General features: G+C 46.5%; 15 protein-coding genes. 8 read left to right on the plus strand and 7 right to left on the minus strand.

Translation table 11 applies throughout. The features are described 5' to 3' along the window. Positions 1-360 precede the first annotated feature (360 nt). The gene (locus NL647_RS08215; protein ID WP_005447423.1) at positions 361-2,814 is read right to left on the minus strand and encodes a glycogen/starch/alpha-glucan phosphorylase; all 2,454 of its coding nucleotides are present in this window, start codon (positions 2,812-2,814) and stop codon (positions 361-363) included. Positions 2,815-3,381: 567 nt separating this feature from the next. Here NL647_RS08215 and malT point away from each other — a divergent pair. From malT to sstT, 8 genes are all read left to right on the plus strand, one after another. Beyond that, the gene (gene malT, locus NL647_RS08220) at positions 3,382-6,090 is read left to right on the plus strand and encodes an HTH-type transcriptional regulator MalT (RefSeq protein ID WP_253649975.1); all 2,709 of its coding nucleotides are present in this window, start codon (positions 3,382-3,384) and stop codon (positions 6,088-6,090) included. Between the two features lie 877 nt (positions 6,091-6,967). Continuing rightward, positions 6,968-7,885: a DUF368 domain-containing protein gene (locus tag NL647_RS08225; RefSeq protein WP_050908771.1), complete on the plus strand. Its 918-nt coding sequence runs from the start codon at positions 6,968-6,970 to the stop codon at positions 7,883-7,885. Positions 7,886-8,334: 449 nt separating this feature from the next. Then, entirely contained in the window at positions 8,335-8,760 is a 426-nt protein-coding gene (locus NL647_RS08230; protein ID WP_005447420.1) for a hypothetical protein, read from the plus strand. A 9-nt stretch (positions 8,761-8,769) separates the two neighbouring features. Beyond that, on the plus strand, positions 8,770-9,381 hold the full coding sequence (locus tag NL647_RS08235) for an SCO family protein (protein WP_005447419.1): 612 nt from the start codon (positions 8,770-8,772) through the stop codon (positions 9,379-9,381). Further along, positions 9,371-9,838: a copper chaperone PCu(A)C gene (locus tag NL647_RS08240; protein ID WP_253649976.1), complete on the plus strand. Its 468-nt coding sequence runs from the start codon at positions 9,371-9,373 to the stop codon at positions 9,836-9,838. Before NL647_RS08235 ends, NL647_RS08240 begins: the two co-directional genes overlap by 11 nt. A 177-nt stretch (positions 9,839-10,015) precedes the next feature. Beyond that, entirely contained in the window at positions 10,016-10,318 is a 303-nt protein-coding gene (locus NL647_RS08245; protein WP_253649977.1) for a glucose PTS transporter subunit EIIB, read from the plus strand. Between the two features lie 254 nt (positions 10,319-10,572). Next, a complete protein-coding gene (gene rsgA / locus NL647_RS08250) occupies positions 10,573-11,649 on the plus strand; it encodes a ribosome small subunit-dependent GTPase A (RefSeq protein WP_009700613.1) in 1,077 nt (358 codons plus the stop codon). A 363-nt stretch (positions 11,650-12,012) separates the two neighbouring features. After that, positions 12,013-13,230 carry a serine/threonine transporter SstT gene (sstT, locus tag NL647_RS08255; RefSeq protein ID WP_026000277.1) on the plus strand — a complete coding sequence of 406 codons (1,218 nt, stop codon included), beginning with the start codon at positions 12,013-12,015 and terminating at the stop codon, positions 13,228-13,230. Positions 13,231-13,309: 79 nt separating this feature from the next. On the opposite strand, the gene iolG is transcribed toward sstT, so the two are convergent. From iolG to iolC, 6 genes are all read right to left on the minus strand, one after another. Further along, a complete protein-coding gene (iolG, locus tag NL647_RS08260; RefSeq protein WP_253649978.1) occupies positions 13,310-14,296 on the minus strand; it encodes an inositol 2-dehydrogenase in 987 nt (328 codons plus the stop codon). Positions 14,297-14,317: 21 nt separating this feature from the next. Next, positions 14,318-15,145 (minus strand): sugar phosphate isomerase/epimerase, encoded by an 828-nt coding sequence (locus NL647_RS08265; protein WP_017189700.1) that lies wholly within the window; start codon positions 15,143-15,145, stop codon positions 14,318-14,320. Positions 15,146-15,330: 185 nt separating this feature from the next. Next, positions 15,331-16,164 (minus strand): MurR/RpiR family transcriptional regulator, encoded by an 834-nt coding sequence (locus NL647_RS08270; protein ID WP_005447408.1) that lies wholly within the window; start codon positions 16,162-16,164, stop codon positions 15,331-15,333. Between the two features lie 72 nt (positions 16,165-16,236). After that, positions 16,237-17,064 carry a class II fructose-bisphosphate aldolase gene (locus NL647_RS08275; RefSeq protein ID WP_005437843.1) on the minus strand — a complete coding sequence of 276 codons (828 nt, stop codon included), beginning with the start codon at positions 17,062-17,064 and terminating at the stop codon, positions 16,237-16,239. Between the two features lie 10 nt (positions 17,065-17,074). Then, the gene (locus NL647_RS08280) at positions 17,075-17,944 is read right to left on the minus strand and encodes a 5-deoxy-glucuronate isomerase (protein ID WP_069687870.1); all 870 of its coding nucleotides are present in this window, start codon (positions 17,942-17,944) and stop codon (positions 17,075-17,077) included. A 180-nt stretch (positions 17,945-18,124) separates the two neighbouring features. Further along, entirely contained in the window at positions 18,125-19,111 is a 987-nt protein-coding gene (iolC, locus tag NL647_RS08285) for a 5-dehydro-2-deoxygluconokinase (RefSeq protein ID WP_005447397.1), read from the minus strand. Positions 19,112-19,113 lie beyond the last annotated feature (2 nt).

Raw genomic sequence — 19,113 nt, forward strand, 5'->3', positions numbered from 1 at the left:
TAATACCAACACCTTCCATGTAGGGTTTTATTGTTATCAATAACTAATTCTTGAAAATGACCAAAGGCAGCGCTCGGCTACCTTGGTCTTATACCCAAGTGACCTCAAGATGCACAGTTCAGAGCGTTGTCATTGATTCGAGTTCAAGGAAAACAACGCCGTGGAATAGCAGCCTCTTTCCTAGTTGTTTGACACCGAAATCGGGTCAATGACACGCTCCCAGAGGGCGAGTTGCCTTGTCTTACATGCTTCGTTAACAATTTTTGATATAGAACCACTATATCTTCAAATCGTTGCCTTGCCTGAAAACCAAGTCAATCTCGCTGAACAAAGCATCCTGGGGTTACTTGGGTATCACTTTTAACGTTTTACCGCTTCAAGTTTCCAGATGTTGTTCACATAGTCACGAATTGAGCGGTCTGATGTGAACTTGCCAACTAGGGCAGTGTTAAGAATGGCTTTCTTAGCCCAGCCAGCTTGGTCTTTGTATTGTTTGCCCATTTCTTCATGCGCTTTCACATAAGATGCGAAGTCAGCAAGACATAGGTACGGGTCGCCGCCATCTAGTAGGCTATCGAATGTAGCGCGTAGTAGACCTGGTTGACCTGGCGTAAACTCATCACCTGTTAGTAGGTCTAGAGACGCTTTTAGTAAGTGGTCAGCATTGTAGTAGTCGTAAGGGTTGTAGCCAGCTGCTTTAACCGCTTTCACGCCTTCAACATCAAGACCGAAGATGTAGATGTTCTCGTCGCCCACTTCTTCGCGAATCTCAACGTTAGCACCATCCATCGTACCGATAGTTAGGGCACCGTTAAGAGCCATCTTCATGTTACCTGTACCAGATGCTTCTTTACCTGCTAGAGAGATTTGTTGTGAAACGTCTGCCGCAGGGATGATGATTTCAGCCATGCTCACGCGGTAGTCAGGGATGAAGACCACTTTCAGTTTGTTGCCGATACGTGGATCGTTGTTGATCTTCTCTGCAACCTTGTTCACTGCGAACATAATTTCTTTCGCTAGGTGGTAACCTGGAGCAGCTTTCGCAGCGAAGAAACATACGCGTGGCTCACACTCGAAACCAGGTTCGTTTAGGATGCGGTGGTATAGAGACAGAATGTGTAGCAGATCTAGGTGCTGACGCTTGTACTCGTGTAGACGCTTGATTTGAACGTCGAAGATAGCGTTAGTATCTAGTTCGATACCCATGTTATCTAGAACCCAATCAGCAAGACGCTGTTTGTTTTCTTTCTTAACAGCCATGAACTCTTTTTGGAATTTCGCGTCTGTTGCGTACTTAGCGATACCTTCTAGTTGCTCAAGTTTTGCTGGCCATTCAGGACCGATCTTGTCGGTAATTAGCTTAGATAGACCTGGGTTACAGAACTTCAACCAACGACGTGGCGTGATACCGTTTGTTACGTTATGTAGACGAGTTGGGTACATCTCGTGGAACTCTGGGAATAGGTCTTTCTTAACCAACTCAGAGTGAAGTGCTGCTACGCCGTTAACTGCGTAAGAACCGATTACACATAGGTTTGCCATGCGAACCATGCGGTTGAAACCTTCTTGGATGATAGAAAGCTTAGCTTGCTTCTCACCGTCACCAGGCCACATCTTACGAACTTCTTGTAGGAAGCGGTGGTTGATTTCAAAAATGATTTCCATGTGACGTGGAAGTAGACGCTGGATTAGCGACTCTGGCCATGTCTCTAGTGCTTCAGGAAGTAGCGTATGGTTAGTGTATGCGAAGGTCTGAGAACTGATTTCCCAAGCCGCTTCCCAAGTCAGACCTTTCTCGTCCACTAGGATGCGCATTAGCTCAGGAATAGCGATTGTTGGGTGCGTATCGTTCAGTTGGATAGTCTCTTGCTTCGGTAGATCCGCTAGCGAGTAGCCTGCTGCTTCGTGGCGACGTAGGATGTCGCGTACAGATGCTGCAGAGTGGAAGTACTGTTGCATTAGACGCAGTGTTTTACCTTTCTCGTGGTTATCGTTCGGGTAAAGCACTTTAGTGATGTTGCCTGCGTCGATCAGTGCGTGCTGAGCTTCGAAGTAATCACCGTTGTTAAAGCTTTCTAGTGAGAATGGTGCAATTGCCTGACATTCCCAAAGGCGTAGAGGGTAAACAGTATCTGATTCGTAACCTACGATAGGTAGATCCCAAGGCATTGCTTTTACAGACATGCCAGGAACCCATTTACGAACTTCTTTACCGTTTTCGTTTACCACTTCAACGTGACCGTAGAAGCCGATTTCTTGCGCTAGCTCTGGACGAGCCACTTCCCAAGGGTAACCTTCTACACCACGCCATGCGTCTGGTGCTTCTTGTTGACGACCATCTTTAAACGACTGCTTAAATAGACCGTATTCGTAGTGTAGGCCGTAACCTACTGTTGGGAATTCTTGAGCCGCACATGAATCCATGAAACATGCAGCTAGACGACCTAGACCACCGTTACCCAGTGATGGGTCGCGCTCTTCTTCTAGAAGGTCTGTTAGGTTGTGACCTAGCTCAGCCATCGCTTCAGTGATCTCTTCGTAAAGACCCATGCTGATTAGGTTGTTACCAGTCAAACGACCGATAAGGAATTCTAGTGAAAGGTAGTTAACGCTTTTCGCTTCTTGGATGCGAGCGTCTGCTTCAGTAGCAAGCAAATCACAAGTCGTAAACTCAGCCAATGCACGACCCATTGCTAGGTACCATGCGCGGCTATCTGCATTTTCAACCGTGTGAGCGTAAGTCACAGATAGATGTTTCTTTACGCTTTCTTGGAACGACTTCTTGTCAAATTGTTTCTGTTGAGTAGGTTTCATTAAGAAATTCTCACGTCTTTTAGTAATTCATCTGCCATACATCGTGCATTTCCCTCTGTGAATAAACATCCTCCCATTTGTCCTCCCTACAAGGAGGAGGGGGTAGGGCGTAGAGGGCGTAAGCTTGCAAACTTAGTGATCCAAATCGCAACACGGCAGCCTATAACCCTATTCTTAGTGATTCGGATCACAGCCATCTGTGAGAAAGATTAAAATTTGTTCATGACGTTTTTTATTCCCCCTTCCTACTCCAATGTAAAAACTGTCTTATCGATCACATTACGTCTTTTAACATTGATAATTTCTCCTTAATAGATGTGCAACTCTCTCTACATGGGATCAATACCATCGATGTTTAAGTGACCAAAATCACAAATACAGGGCGTAGTTGGTGGCATTTGCATCAACTCTTGAGAATTAGGAAGTGGATCAAAGTAACAACCAATTCTGTTGTCGTAACATCCAAAACGACTCGCAAGCCTGTACACTTTTTATACAAACTAGAATTTAGTGGTGTGAGTCAGTTTCTAGTTTCGCTAGCTCAAAAAATTAAGGACAGAATTTATAATGTGGATTCCATCTAAACTTACTCGCCCAGGTCGCCTGCACAACGCAATCGTCCGTCCGCGAGTGTTGGACTTACTGCAACAAGCGCCTTACTACAAACTGGTATTGTTTCGCTCGCCGGCTGGTTACGGGAAAACCACCATGGCGGCACAGTGGCTGTCAGACAAACCCAATGTAGGTTGGTACAGTATCGACGACAGTGATAACGATGGTTTCCGCTTCGTTAACTATCTACTGCAAGCTTTAAACAAAGCGACCAACTACAACTGCTCTAACGCTCAAAAATTGGCTGAAAAGCGTCAGTTCTCTTCTTTACGCTCTTTATTCAGCGAAGTTTTCGCTGAAATGGCAGATTTTCAGCATGAGTGTTACGTCGTACTCGATGACTACCATCTGATCACTAACGACGAAATTCACGAGTCCATACGTTTTTTCTTAAAGCACATGCCAGACAACCTTACTGTAGTGGTTACTAGCCGTGCGGCACCGCCATTAGGCACTGCGAACCTTCGTGTCCGTGACTTGATGATCGAAATCGGCAATGAAATGTTGGCATTCGATACCGAAGAAACCACACGCTTCTTCAACCAACGCATTGCCGATGGCATCGATGAAGACATGGCGAACAACTTACGTACTTACGTTGAAGGTTGGCCATCAGCGTTACAACTTATCGCCCTACAAGCACAGCATCAGAACCGCACTCTGGCACAAACCGTAGAGTCGGTGTCTCAGTTTAATCATGCACACTTATGGGATTACTTAGTCGAAGAAGTCTTTGATCTATTAGACAAAGAGACACGTCATTTCTTAATGCAAGTGTCGGTACTCGACCATTTCAACGACGAACTCGTCTTTGCATTGACGCAACGTGAAGATGCACTCGGCATGATTGAGTCACTCAATCGATACGGCTTGTTTATCTATCCACTGGAAGGTGAACAAAACTGGTTCCGATTCCACAATCTGTTTGGCGAATTTTTGTCGCATGAACGTCAAGCGCGTATTCCTCAACAAGAGAAAGATCTACACCGCAACGCAGCTGTCGCCTGGCTAAAACAGAAAGCACCGCATCAAGCTATTCACCACGCACAGAAATCTGACGACACTGATCTAATAGTAGAAATCTTGAATGAATTTGGTTGGAAGATGTTCAACCAAGGTGAGTTAACAACGCTAGAAGCGGCGATCAACCAGCTTGATAAAGACTTACTCTTCAGCCACCCGAAACTGTCGATGTTGCGCGCATGGTTGGCGCAAAGCCAACACCGCTACAACCAGGTTGGTGAGCTTCTAGCAGAAGCCGAAGAAGAGCATAAGAAACGTAATATCGAACTTGATTCTGGCTATCAAGGTCAAGCTAATGCCCTACTCGCTCAGGTTGCAATCAACAGCAACCAACCAGAGCGTGCATTAGAGTTAGCCGAGTTAGCACTGAGCCAACTTGACCCAACGGTGTACCGCAGCCGTATCGTGGCGACGTCAGTCGTTGGTGAAGTAAACCACGTACTGGGTAAACTTGACCGCGCATTACCAATGATGCAACAAACCGAAAAACTGGCACGTCAGTATCAGGTTTACCACCAAGCGTTATGGGCAATCTTGCAACAAAGTGAAATCATGATCGCGCAAGGTTACGTCCAAGCAGCATTTGAGCTGCAAGATTCCGGCTTCCGCTTGATTGAAGATCAACAGCTTCAGCATGTTCCTCTTCACGAGTTTTTATTACGAATTCGCGCGCAAGTATTGTGGTGCTGGAACCGCTTGGATGAAGCAGAAGAGTGCTCATACAAAGGGCTACAAATTCTAGAAAACCACTCACCAAGTAAGCACTTACATAGCTACTCAATGTTGGCGCGTATTGCGATTGGTCGCGGTGAATTAGACAAAGCGGGTAAGTTTATCGAACACATCCAGCACTTGATGAAACAATCCACTTATCACGTAGACTGGACGGCAAACGCATCGCTCTCTCTGATTTTGTTTTGGCAAGCTCGTGGCAACACAGAAGCAATTCAAGAATGGTTGAACACCGCAGTTCGTCCAGATTCAGCGTGTAACCACTTCTTGCAGTTACAGTGGCGCAATATTGCTCGTGCTCACATCAACCTTGGCCAATATGACGAAGCGCGACAAGCTTTGGACTTCCTACAAAGCGAAGCTCGTCGTACTAACTTGGTGACCGATACCAATCGCAACCTTGTGGTTGAAGCGGTATTTGCCGCGCGTCAGAAAGACGAAGAGCAAGCAAAAGCACTATTGAAAGAAGCACTAGTGATGACAAACCAAACCGGTATGGTCGGCAACTTCTTAATCGACGGTGCAACGATTGGTGGTCTACTAGAGAAGCTAAGTCTTCGTCATGAGCTGGGCGATTTAGAACGTCACCGTGCTCAGCAATTGATGAAAGACATCTCTTCAAACCAACGCAGCCGTTCGATTCACTTTGATGAAGACTTTATTGAGAAACTGGTGAACCACCCGAACGTGCCGGAGCTGGTTCGAACCAGTCCACTCACGCAACGTGAATGGCAAGTGCTTGGTTTGATCTACTCAGGCTTTAGCAATGAGCAAATCGCTCAAGAGTTAGACGTAGCAGGCACAACGATTAAGACTCACATTCGTAACTTGTACCAAAAGCTCAACATTGCAAACCGTAAGGAAGCGATTGTGACGGCGGAGAACTTGCTGCAATTGATGGGTTACTGATCACTCGAAAGAGAGTAGCTAAACAGGGGTTGGCGTATTGCGTCAGCCCCTTTTTTGTGGGCATTCATGCAAATTGCAAAGCCTGTAAGAAACGTTGTACATATATACGACTTGGAAAGGGCTGGCTATTACACGGCGTTGTTTTCATTGCGCTCGCATCAATAACAACGCTCTGAATCCTGCATCTCAAAGTCACTTGGGTATACGACAGACAAAAAAATAGCCAACCGCAATTAAGGCGATTGGCTTATGTATGATGTGAACAATGTATATTCACTAACAACGTCAGTTGGCTAGGTGACCCTCGGCTTAAGAAGGGTCGAAAAGAATTATGCATTAATCATGCCAATTTGAAAAGCATTATTTTTGGGCACAAGATCTCATATCAAACTGCCAAGATGTTACAATATTTGCAATATGCAAAGTCAAAATGCAAATTGCAGTTGCAAGTCGCAACTCTGTGGCATAAGTGATAAATAAGTCACCAAACGACTTCATTCAACAAATTTATCGATTTTACGCTGACATTTATTCAATCAAGCGCCCCTTTACAGCTGATAACAAATCCATTTCTTTATCGCGTATCTTTCTGTTTTTATTCACCTAAACTAACCAAAAAGCTTAACGTTGCTAGGTTCTGTAGGCCTTTCAAGCTGATTTTTACAGCGAGTGTTTGCCTAGAATGACTAAGCAATACACTCCTTTCCTTGCCTACAACGATTTTAGCCATGCGCCCATCAGAACAAAACTTAACCACGAAAGTTCAACAGATCCTAGATAAGCAATCATTTAGATATTTTCCTCACCACTATTTCATACTTTTTTGACATCAATGTTTGTATACTCAGGACCATCTACATGACTTAGTACTTGAGAAATGAACTATCTAATCACCTACTTCAAAGGAATGGCGATGGGTGCAGCCGATGTTGTCCCAGGCGTATCAGGCGGTACCATTGCATTTATTACTGGCATTTATGACACACTGCTAGAAAGCATTCGACGTATTAACCCTTCACTTTTCTCGATTTGGAAAAAGGATGGCTTCAAAGCTGCGTTTAATCACATTAACGGCTTCTTCCTTATCTCTTTGTTTGCGGGTATTTTCACCAGCATCGCGACGCTGGCAAAACTAATCAGTTGGTTATTGGAAACTCATCCAATTCCAATTTGGTCATTCTTCTTTGGTCTGATCTTGGTGTCTGTCTACCACATCATTCGCCAAGTAGAAAAGCGTGACGCTATCCGTTTTGTTGCGTTATTGATCGGCATTGGTTTCGCCTACAGCATCACGGTGCTAAAACCACTTCATATGGAGCCAACGGCGATCAACACCATTCTGGCTGGAGCTATCGCAATCTGTGCGATGATTCTACCGGGTATCTCAGGCAGCTTTATTTTGCTGTTGATCGGCATGTATGCTCCTGTATTGGGCGCGGTAAAAGGTTTCCAAATTGATATCCTTGCGCTGTTCCTTGTTGGCTGTGTTGCTGGTCTGCTGTCCTTCTCTCACTTGTTGTCTTGGTTACTGCGCAAATTCCGCGATTTAACCTTAATGTTCCTAACTGGCTTAATGATCGGTACGCTACCAAAGATTTGGCCTTGGAAGGAAACGCTAACATGGCGTACTAACTCGAAGGGTGAGCAAGTGCCATTGCTAGAGCAAAACCTATCACCGTTTGAGTTTGAGCACATCACGTCTCAACCATCACAACTGTTGTTAGCCGTGATCATGATGCTAGCCGCTATCGCGTTAGTACTTGGTTTAGAGAAGTTTGCGGATTCAAACAAGTAAATCTGAACCACAATTCCATCATTTAAGAAGCGGAGCCATTGGCTCCGCTTTTTTTATTTACGCTTTACAAACAATAGGTTTCAAATAGATAGGAATATACCCAAGTGACTTCAAGATGCAGGATTCAGAGCGTTGTCATTGATTCGAGGGCAAAGAAAACAACGCAGCGTAATAGCCAGCTATTTCCAAGTTGTTTGACGCAGCAATCGGGTCAATGACACGCTCCCAAAGGGCGAGTTGCTTTGGCTTGTATACTTTGTTGTCGATTCTTGATTTAGCCCCACCAAACCTTTAAATCGGCGCCGCGTCTACAAACCAAATCATTCTCGCTGAACCAAGCATCTCGAGGTTACTTGGGTATAGTGCACAATTTGTTGAAGTTACGAGTTTTCGTACATCCCATCTGTGCTAGGATGCAGGCAATGTTAAGTGATAAATACAGAATCTTAATGAAAGTGTTACAAATCGCAGGGATAGCCGTGGCACTGGTCGCTGGCTTTTACGCGCCTACCCTAATAAAAAACTTCTCTTCAGCGCCCGAGCCTAAGTCGCTCGATGAATACTGTTTCCTCTCTACTGAACCTTGTATCCAACATAATGTTGCGATGACGCTTAGCGTCGATACTGCTCAACCTCTTATCCCAGCTCAGCTCGAAGTCAAATGGCAAGACAGCGAAGCGGATCAGCTCGTATTAAGTTTGGTTGGTCGAGAAATGGAAATGGGCGAGCCAAAATTCATGCTAAAGAAAGTGGCACCAGGTAAATTTGTGGGTGATGTGACATTGCCCGTTTGTACACAAGATTCAATGACGTGGGTTGGTGAACTTTCCGACGGTAAAGACACCATCTACCCGGCCCTCAAAATGCAAAGATAAGGAATTGATATGAGCCGTAATTGGTCTCTCTTTCTCGTGGTTGCGTTTGTCCTTGGCTTTGGTACCAAAACGTACCTAGATGGACAAAAAGACGTAGAGAAAAAACAACAAGTCACTACCGAGCAAAGCGTGTTGTTTGGCGAAGGCGATAAACCTGTCGATATCTTCGATACCAGCGATGATCGCATTCGCATTGTTTACTTTGGCTTTACGCGTTGCCCAGACGTATGCCCAACCTCATTAGCCATGCTAGCAGGTGCACTCAATCAAATCGACGATGCGCAAAAAGCGCAGTTGCGCCCAATGTTCATCTCGCTTGATCCAGAACGTGACGAGGCAGATGCATCAGCCAAGTACGCCCACTACTTCCACCCGATGATTGAAGGCCTGTCCGCACCACTCGACGTGACCACCCCACTTGCCCACAAATATGGTGTCATTTTCCGTAAAACGGAGCTAGAAGGCTCAGAGCTGAAATACACGCTCGACCACAGCTCTTACTTTTACTTCTTGAAGCCTGACGGCACACTCATCACTAAAGTGCCACACACCTTAACGCCTGCGCCAATTGTCGAAGCGATAACCAAACTAACAGCAGAAGGAAAAACCAATGAAAGCTAAGCATGCAATCAAAACGTTAGCCCTCTCCGCCCTACTTCTAAGCCCTTTGGCACAAGCAAACCTAAACGTGATGCCACACAAACCGTATGCACGAGCAATGGCGCCAGGTGCTGTGACGAGCGCTGTGTTTGTGACCTTTGCTAACCGAAGCCAAGAAGACATCAATATTGTCGCAGCAGAAACCCCTGCAGCAGGTAAAGTCGAGTTGCACGATGTGATTAAAGAAGGCGATGTAATGAAGATGCGTCAAGTAGACCACATCACACTCGCTGCAAAAGAGACCACCGAGCTAAAACCGGGCAGCCTGCATATCATGCTATTCGACCTTAAAAAGCCGCTTAATGAAGGCGACGAAATCGAAGTGACAGTGACTTACGACAACGACCAAAAGCAAAGCTTTACCGCACCAGTTAAAAAAGTCATGGCTGGAATGAAAAAGCACGAACATCATCATTAGTGTCTCTTCACTTCATCGATTCAAAGCTCCTCCAACGTGAGGAGCTTTTTTATTCCTCTCTCTTTTCTCTAAGCAGTATTCGCCAAACTATCAATGCATGATTTTGTGTCCTAAATCAGAGCGAAACAGCCGCTGCTGAGATATAAACAAGGCTTTGCTGCAAACGAGTTTCTCGCCATGTTAAAAGCCCTTTCTCGCGTATTTAAAATGCTGACGCAAGTAAATCCAAACCTAGAACAGGATGTCGATACCATCATTGACGCTATTGGTGGCATGAGTAATTTGGCGGAAACTGGTGCTTGCGCGACAAGGCTACGACTCACACTAAAAGACACCACCATTGTGAATCAAAAAGCACTGAAGGAGCATGGAGCGCATGGTGTCGTGATCATTGATGAACGACATATCCAAATCATCTACGGCGTAAAAGCCAACACCTATTCACAAGAGATGGAAGAACGTCGAATAAAACACATATAAAACGCAAAGGAGTTGTAAGAATCAGAGCACAGTCGCTATACTCCGACCGTTAACTCACCAACTTAAGAGGAAATATGATGATTGTAATGAATAACACTAACTGGGCAGTGAAAGGGTAACGTCCAACTTTTTCTCGTGGCTAAGCCACACCACCTCCCTTCTTTGCCCGGTTTTCACCGGGGTCAGCTCTATGCGAATTAGACCCTAATGCGATTTGTATTAAGGCGCTTTGTTGCGTCTGGGATAATTCAACAATGAATAAAACACATTCTTTTTGTGAAACACTACTAACTCAACCTAACCCATTAAAGCTATTAGGTTGGAAACCCTTTTTTCAACAACAACTGACGTTAGACGATTACCAAGACACGCTTTTCGCGCGAGTGATTGCTCACCATCGTAGTGGTTACGTTGTGGTTAGCGAACAAGGTGAAACTCACTTACCTATCCATCCCTCGTTACCCAGCATGACCGTTGGTGATTGGGTAGTATTGGATGGTCAGCAACAGTTTTCTCGCCTACTTGAACGCCGCAGTTTATTCAGCCGCAAAGCCGCAGGTAGTAAGGTCGCCGAGCAACTTATCGCCGCCAACGTGGATACTGTCTTCATCGTTTGTTCACTCAACCACGACTTTAACCTCAGTCGCATTGAGCGCTATTTGGCCCTCATCAATGAAGCTGATGTAGAGCCCGTGATTGTGCTGACGAAAGCAGACTTATGTGATGATGTTGACGAGCTCAAAGCTCAGGTACAAAAGCTCGATCCGTTGCTTATGGTGGAAAGCGTTAATGGTTTGGATGAATCAGACGTTGCCAAATTAATGAGCTGGTGCGGCGAAGGTCAAACCGTCGCATTTATTGGCTCTTCAGGGGTAGGAAAATCGACCTTAGTCAACACCCTGCTTGGCGAGCAAGAACAAGCGACTGGTGGTATTCGTGAGGATGACAGCAAAGGTCGACACACTACGACCTCGCGCTCAATCCACCTATTACCATCCGGTGGGATCTTAATGGACACGCCGGGAATGCGAGAGATCCAATTAGCAGATTGCGAGGCAGGCGTGAGTGAAACTTTCGCTGATGTTGAAGCCTTAGCTGATAACTGCCGATTCAATGATTGCCAACATCAAACCGAGCCAGGTTGCGCGGTTCAAGCTGCGATTGAAGATGGCTCTCTTGAGCTACGACGCTTTACTAACTATCAGAAGTTATTGCGTGAACAAGCCCATAACGGAGCGAGTCTCGCAGAGCAAAGAGCGCAGAATAAACAGTTCGGCAAAATGGTTCGCAGTATTGTTGACGGAAAGCGCAAACGCCAACAGAGTTACTAGTTTGTTGTATTTGCGTAATCAATAGAACAAAGGAGGCTAACGCCTCCTTTTTTAATAACTTTATGAAAAACCATCATTCATACTTCGCCATACAAATCAACACAAAAGACCAATAACGATAACATTGAGCGAACATTTAAACTAAGAACAAACTAAAACTAGACACAAAATATTACCAAGTTAAGATATGTGATATTCAGCAAGAAAATGGCTGGATTTATAAAAACAGGATAATTGATAATCAGGATGTCTTAGCAGCACAACCACAAGATTCAGCCCCTTCATGCGAGGGAACATTACGCCGTGTAATGACTGAATATTGCGCTGTTGCTGAGTCAAAAATTGCAGGAATGATGTATGCAAATGCAACACAACAGTCTCGTTGCCCGATTCGCTCGCGGTAACCTCGTTCTCCAAATCCTCGTCGGTATCGTCTTAGGTATTCTGCTTGCGACTATCTCGCCAAGCCACGCAGAAAGCGTTGGTATGCTGGGTAGCTTGTTTGTTGGTGCACTAAAAGCGATTGCTCCAGTATTGGTATTTATCTTGGTGGCTGCGTCTATCGCAAACCAAAAGAAAAACCAACACACTTACATGCGTCCAATCGTAATTCTTTACCTAGCGGGTACCTTCTTTGCGGCACTAACCGCAGTAGTACTAAGTTTCCTTTTCCCGACCAATTTAACGCTAGTAACGGGCGCTGAAGGTGCAACACCACCACAAGGTATTGCAGAAGTTATCCAAACCTTGTTGTTCAAACTGGTTGATAACCCAGTAAACGCGCTAGTAGAAGCAAACTACATCGGTATTCTTGCTTGGGGTGTGGGTCTTGGTCTTGCACTTCACCACGCATCAGCAACAACAAAAGCGGTATTCGAAGATCTAAGCCACAGTGTTTCCCACATTGTTCGTTTCATCATTCGTCTTGCGCCATTTGGTATCTTTGGTCTGGTTGCCTCAACGTTTGCAACAACAGGTTTTGGTGCACTAGCAAGCTACGCTCACCTTCTAGCGGTACTACTAGGTTCAATGTTTATCATTGCGCTAGTGGTTAACCCTGCGATCGTATACTTCAAAACGAAAGAAAACCCATACCCGTTGGTGTTCCAATGTCTACGTGAAAGTGGCGTAACGGCATTCTTTACGCGTTCAAGTGCTGCGAACATTCCAGTGAACATGAACCTATGTAAGAAGCTAGATCTAGACGAAGATACGTACTCAGTGTCTATCCCACTAGGTGCGACCATCAACATGGCGGGTGCAGCAATCACTATCACTACCCTAACGCTAGCAGCGGTACACACTATGGGTATCGACGTTGACCTAATGACAGCGGTACTACTAAGTATTGTTGCTGCAGTATCAGCGTGTGGTGCATCAGGTGTTGCTGGTGGTTCTCTACTGCTTATCCCACTAGCGTGTGGTCTGTTTGGTATCTCAAACGACGTAGCAATGCAGGTTGTAGCCGTTGGTTTCATCATCGGTGTGATTCAAGACTCTGCTGAAACAGCCCTAAACAGCTCAACAGACGTTATCTTCACTGCCGCTGTTTGCAAATCAGAACAGCAAAAAGCTCAGTAAGACTTAAGCATCTTTAAGATCTCAATAATAGGAAGGGGAGCCAATGCGGCTCCCCTTTTTGTTTCCTGTTAGGGATGACCTACAAACGAACCGTCTTCCCTGTTTGCATCGACTCTAACGCGGCATCCGCTAACGTCAGAGCAATCTCACCATCTATACCCGAGCAGCATGGTGCTTCGCCTTTAAGTACTTCAACAAAGTGTTGCCACTCTGCCACATAAGCACGCTCATAACGCTCTAAGAAGAAGTACTTTGGTGTTGCGCCTACTTGCCCTATTTCTGTGCTGTGACTGACTAGATTTTCGGTCAGATTCGCCACTTGCAGCATGCCTTTCTCGCCATGCACTTCGAGACGCTGATCGTATCCGTAGCCAGAACGGCGACTATTGTGAATCGTCACCATCGCACCAGAAGGGAATGTAAGCGTCACCACACTGGTATCGATATCTCCCGCTTCACCAATGGCAGGATCTACCTTGCAGCTGCCATGTGCCGTAACCGTGATTGGATCTTCCCCTAAGATAAACCGCGCCATGTCGAGGTCGTGAATCGTCATATCACGGAACATACCACCGGACGATTTGCTGTATTGTGCTGGCGGTGGCGCAGGATCGCGAGAGGTGATGACTACGCTTGCTGGTTCGCCAATTTGACCGTCACCCAACGCTTTCTTAAGGCTCAAGAAATGCGGGTCAAAGCGGCGATTGAAGCCTAACAAAAAAGGCACCTGATGCTGGTTTACTACGCCCAAGCAATCACGTACTCTCCCCAAATCAAGGTCGATAGGTTTCTCACAAAAAATTGCTTTGCCTGCTTTTGCTGCTCGCTCAATCAAATCCGCATGAGTATCGGTTGACGAGCAAATACACACCGCATGAACGTTCTCATCCGCCATCGCCTCTTCTACGGTTTGGCGCTTTGTCTGCGGATACTGCGCACAAAACTGATCCGCATAGACCTCATAAGGTTCGACAAGCGAATAAATCGTGGTTTCAGGTGAACGTTCGATATTGATCGCATGCACTTGACCAATTCGACCCGCTCCAAATAAAGCAATATTAAACATAGGAAATCCCTTATGTGTCGACTAGTCGAATTGATGCTTCATACCCGCCAACATATCTGCGGCGATATCGTAATAATCCCCTTCCCAGAGTTGGTCGTTGAGGAATTCACCAGAGTAGAATCCGTCGTAACCCGTTTGTCGAATCGCATCGACCCACTCTTTCAATGGCACTTCACCTTGCCCTAGTAAGTAACCACGTAGAGCGCGCTCATCAGGCCAAGCTTCGCCCGGTGCAGGACGCTTACCGTCAGACAAGTGCACGTTGAAAATCAGCTCGGCATCGATATTTGCCACTTGTTCCAACGTTGCTCCGCGACATGCCCATAAGTGCCATGTATCCAGAACAAAACCAAAGTTGTCGCGGCCGACGGCGTCGTACAGGCGGAAGTAATCTTCCAATTTGGCGATTGGAGTCCAAGCCGCGCCTTCATATTGGAAACGGATGCCATAGCTCTTACCAATGTCGACAATCTGGCGAATGTTCTGTGCCGTGAGTTCGATGTTTTGCTCTTTAGTTAAGCCATTTAATGCCTCAAAAGCATTGAGCTGGATGGTAGGTGCACCCACGGCTTGCGCAAAACGGCACAGCGTTTCTGAATCTTGGAACAATTGACGTTGGCTGGCTTTATCTGTCACTTCAACCGCGCCAATGATGTCGATCGCCGTTGGGACAATGCCAAACTCATCCATACGTTGTTTGAGTTGCTCAGCGGAGAAGCCAGCTTGAATATAACGCCAGAGTTTTTCGGTGTGAATTTCGAGCCCTTGGTAGCCAGTTTCTTTGGCAAGTCGGACATCAGATAGGATATTGCTGTGCAGAGAGCACATGCCATGTAGAGCAAAACGCATCAGATTTACCTCTTCTCACTGCCCTGTACATTGCAGGACATAAGCCGAATTCAGCTCGAGCAAACCCGCAGCGCAACCGCTAAGTTGCACTTAATCAGTGGACAAAGGTATGGAAAAATCTGCGCGCTTTACTGCTTATTCGCTCGCAGGATCGCGTCCCTATTTGAGATTACTGAGCGATGAAGTTACTTCACTTCTCGACAAATCAGACTCACCGCAATCGCCTGCGCCAAATACATGGAGCTGCTGAGCGAACGGAAGCCCATCAATTCGCCTTCTTGCACTTCAAAACAGACATCCATTTTGCTGCCATGAGGCGTCATTTGGTTATCAGTAATGCAGACAATCGGTACGTTCTTTTTGCAAGCATCATCAATCAGTTGGCTGGTTTCTTCCGCGTATGGATTGAAGGTGATAGCAAACAGAACGTCTTTTTCGTTCATTCGTCGAGTTAACGGAGACAACATGCCACCGTGATCATCCAAGAGCACTACACTCTTGTCGGATTTCATGAGGGCGTACCAAAGATAGAAGGCCACTGGGTAAGCGCGACGAGTCCCCTGGATGTAGATGGTTTCTGCTCCATCCATCAGAGCCACTGCACGTTCCAGTTTTTGTGGAGAGACCGACATTTGAAGCTGTTCTAGTGCTTCAATGTTTGCGTGTCCGAAATCTTGGAAGATGGCTTGAGGCGAGTCATGTGGGACGTCCTCCATCTCACGAGCTTTACGAACGCGCTCTTTGTAGTCTCTCGGACGATTCAAATACTGATCGCGAAACAGTACTTGCATAGAAGTGAAGCCATCAAAGCCCATCGCATTAGAGAATCGACTCAAGGTCGACAATGGTACGTTGGCTTGCTTGGCAATGGTCGCCATGGTTTCTACCGCCACCAGCATCGGCTGGTCGGTTACAAAATCCGCGACTTGCTGCAAACGTCCGCTCAAACTGTCGTAACGCTTTGCGATTAACTCTTTTAGTGTGTCTAAATCTGCAGGTGCTTTCACTTCAACATCCATAGTTATACTGCTCTCCTATCAATGAACGCTTGGAGATAGAGGCCCCTTATAGTAACAAAAGGGGCTGCTATTTTAAGATAATAATTCAAAGTTTCGTACCGCTTCTTCTTTCACGTACGGCATCGCCTTTTGCATGAAGTAAATACGGTCAAACTTTTGCGGTTCCTGATTCATGTAATCGCGAAGATTATGACCCAGAGCCTGACGCAAACAGGTGCCAATATTGAACTTGGACACACGACTTTGCTTCAGCTTGAGCATGTCTTCATCGCGAATACCACTCGAACCATGAATCACCAACGGCACAGCCACAGCATTTGCGATACGGTCTAGGCGACCAAAATCGATAGTACAAGTGGGCTCGGTTAAGCGGTGAACATTACCGACAGAAATTGCGACACAATCTACGCCACTCTCTTCTGCAAAGCGCGCCGCATCTTCCGGTTCTGTGTAGATAGATTTTATGTGGTCGCGACCTTCTTCGTAAGGCACCGAACCAATTTCCCCCTCTACCGATGCTCCTAGAGCATGCGCCACTTCAACGACTTTCTTAGTGCGAGCAATGTTCTCGTCCAACGTCAGTTGCGAACCATCAAACATCACAGAACTAAACCCAGCTTTAAGCGCGCGAAAGACGATGTCTTCTTCGTAAGTGTGGTCAAGGTGAAGCACGACAGGCACCGTGCTCTTATGCGCTAGATTTAGGAACATCGCCGCAGCGGTTTCGACGCCATAAAAGTCCACAACGTCTTTATTACACGCCAGAATTACAGGTTTGTTCACTTGCTCTGCCGCTTCAACAACAGCACGTGCATCTTCAAAGCCGAACACATTAAAGCAAGGGACAGCGTAGTTAGACGCCGCAGCCTCCGGCAATAGGTCATTCAAATTTACCAACATGATGATTCCCCTACTTAAATTTCGCGATCATGTCTTTGATGCCAGGGATCGTCTCCACTTGGTATTCGTGGTGCGGATCAAAATGCTGAATCAAAGATTTCTCTGTTTTGCCAACGATGATGGTGAAGTAATACATTTCATAACCCGGCGCCGCCACACTTGGGTGATAACCTTTGTCGATGGCGATCACAGAGCCAGTGCGCACATGGTAAACCGGACCAAAGTCGTCTTCATGCTCGTATAGAAACTGCGCACCAAAGCCGAAATCTGGGTTAAAGCGGAATTGGTACACTTCTTCATAAAGGGTTTCTTTGCTGCCATCAGGCTTAACACGATCTTCATCGTGCTTGTGTGGTGGAAAGCCAGACCAACCACCTGCACCAACGGTGAATAGCTCACTCACCAATAAGCGACCACGTTTGTCTGCGTTGGATTGACCCAGCACGTGTTTGATTTTGCGGTGTGTTTTGGTGTCATCCGAACCATATTGCACCATATCTACGTTCTCTTCGCGAACACAGAAAGGCTCCAGTGACGCTTCAAACTTACCACCTGCAATCATAACGTCAGCTTTGTCGCTCACACATTGAATGGTCGCGCGGTAGCCAAGTGGTACGTAAACCGCTTCTGGGTTGCCGTCCCAAACTGATTTGCGTTTACCAATGTTGTCGAACGTTTCACTTTCACCGTCTTTCGTCACGGTGATGCTGCAAGTGCCGCCAGCCAATACGATGACAGACTCATACCCTTCGACAACATGGTCAAAGGTTTCGTTCTGATTCAAGAACACTTGGTTGAAGTAACATAGCGGCGTTACTTCGTCGTTCGCACCAATAATTGGTTCATTCTTGTTATCAAATGGTGGAATGTGTTTTCCCATTTTCTTTTCTCCTCACAGCTCGTAGTGAAACGAGGCTGCCCTATCCTTCTGAAAGTGGCTTAACAAAAAAGCCGGGCCACGATGGTGTGTACGCGCACTGTTTGGTTACCCTCAAAGTGACATACCGGCCCGGGAGACCAAACGCGCAGCAATGTGGTGCCCGAAAGCACCAAATCGTGCTTAACTTCGCGTCTCAATAAAATCGAATAGTTGTTCCTTAGTTGGCATGGCTTCTGTGCAGCTGTGACCGCTGACATTAATCGCCGCTGCTGCCGTGCCGTTGCGTACGCCCTCTTCTAACGAACCACCAGTAACTAGCGTCCAAATCAGACCGCCAGCGAATGAGTCACCAGAGCCAAATGGCTTATTGGCTTCGACTCGGAAAATGCCTTGCTCGAACTTATGACCCGTACGGTCGTACACTTTCGAACCATGCTCACCGGCTTTCACCACCACGACTTGGGTGTTCTCCGTTAGGAAGCGAGCCGCCGTTTGGTCATCATCGGTGTTGCCCGGAGCAATGACGGTTTCCATCATGTCGAACTCTTCACGGTTACCGATCACGATGTCTGAAAGACCCGCGGCAATGCCGTAGTAAATCGAAGCATCGGTATCCGTGCGCCAAGAGTAAGGGCGGTAATCAACATCCAGCACCACTAAGGTATTGCTGCGGCGCGCGTGCTGCATCGCAATCAAAGTGGCTTCACGGCTTGGGCTTTCCGACAATGCCGTTCCCGTGACAACCAAAACTTTTGAGCTAGCGATGTAAGCGGGATCAATCTCTTCTGGCTTGATGGTCAAATCCGATGCGTTGTTACGATAGATAAGCACGGTGCAATCTTTTGGCTTCATCTCTGTGAATGCCACCGAGGTGCGCGAACCAGAACCATCGGTTCTCATGCCATCAAGGTTGATACCTTGCTCCGTCATATAACCTTTAACGTAACCACCGAATGCATCGTCAGCCACGCAGCCAATAAAGCCGACCTTACCGCCTAACTTGGCAATGCCCACCGCAATGTTTGCTGCTGAGCCACCAACGAATTTGTTGAAGCCAGAGATATCTGCCATGTCGGTTTTAGCTTCGCGAGCGTAGAGATCTACGCCCGCACGTCCTAAAACGATGGCATCCAATGGTCGATTTGTTTCAAGTGCAATGTTTGTCATCG

Origin of the sequence: Vibrio sp. Y29_XK_CS5 (assembly GCF_024181835.1) — a bacterium.
Lineage (GTDB): Bacteria > Pseudomonadota > Gammaproteobacteria > Enterobacterales > Vibrionaceae > Vibrio > Vibrio harveyi.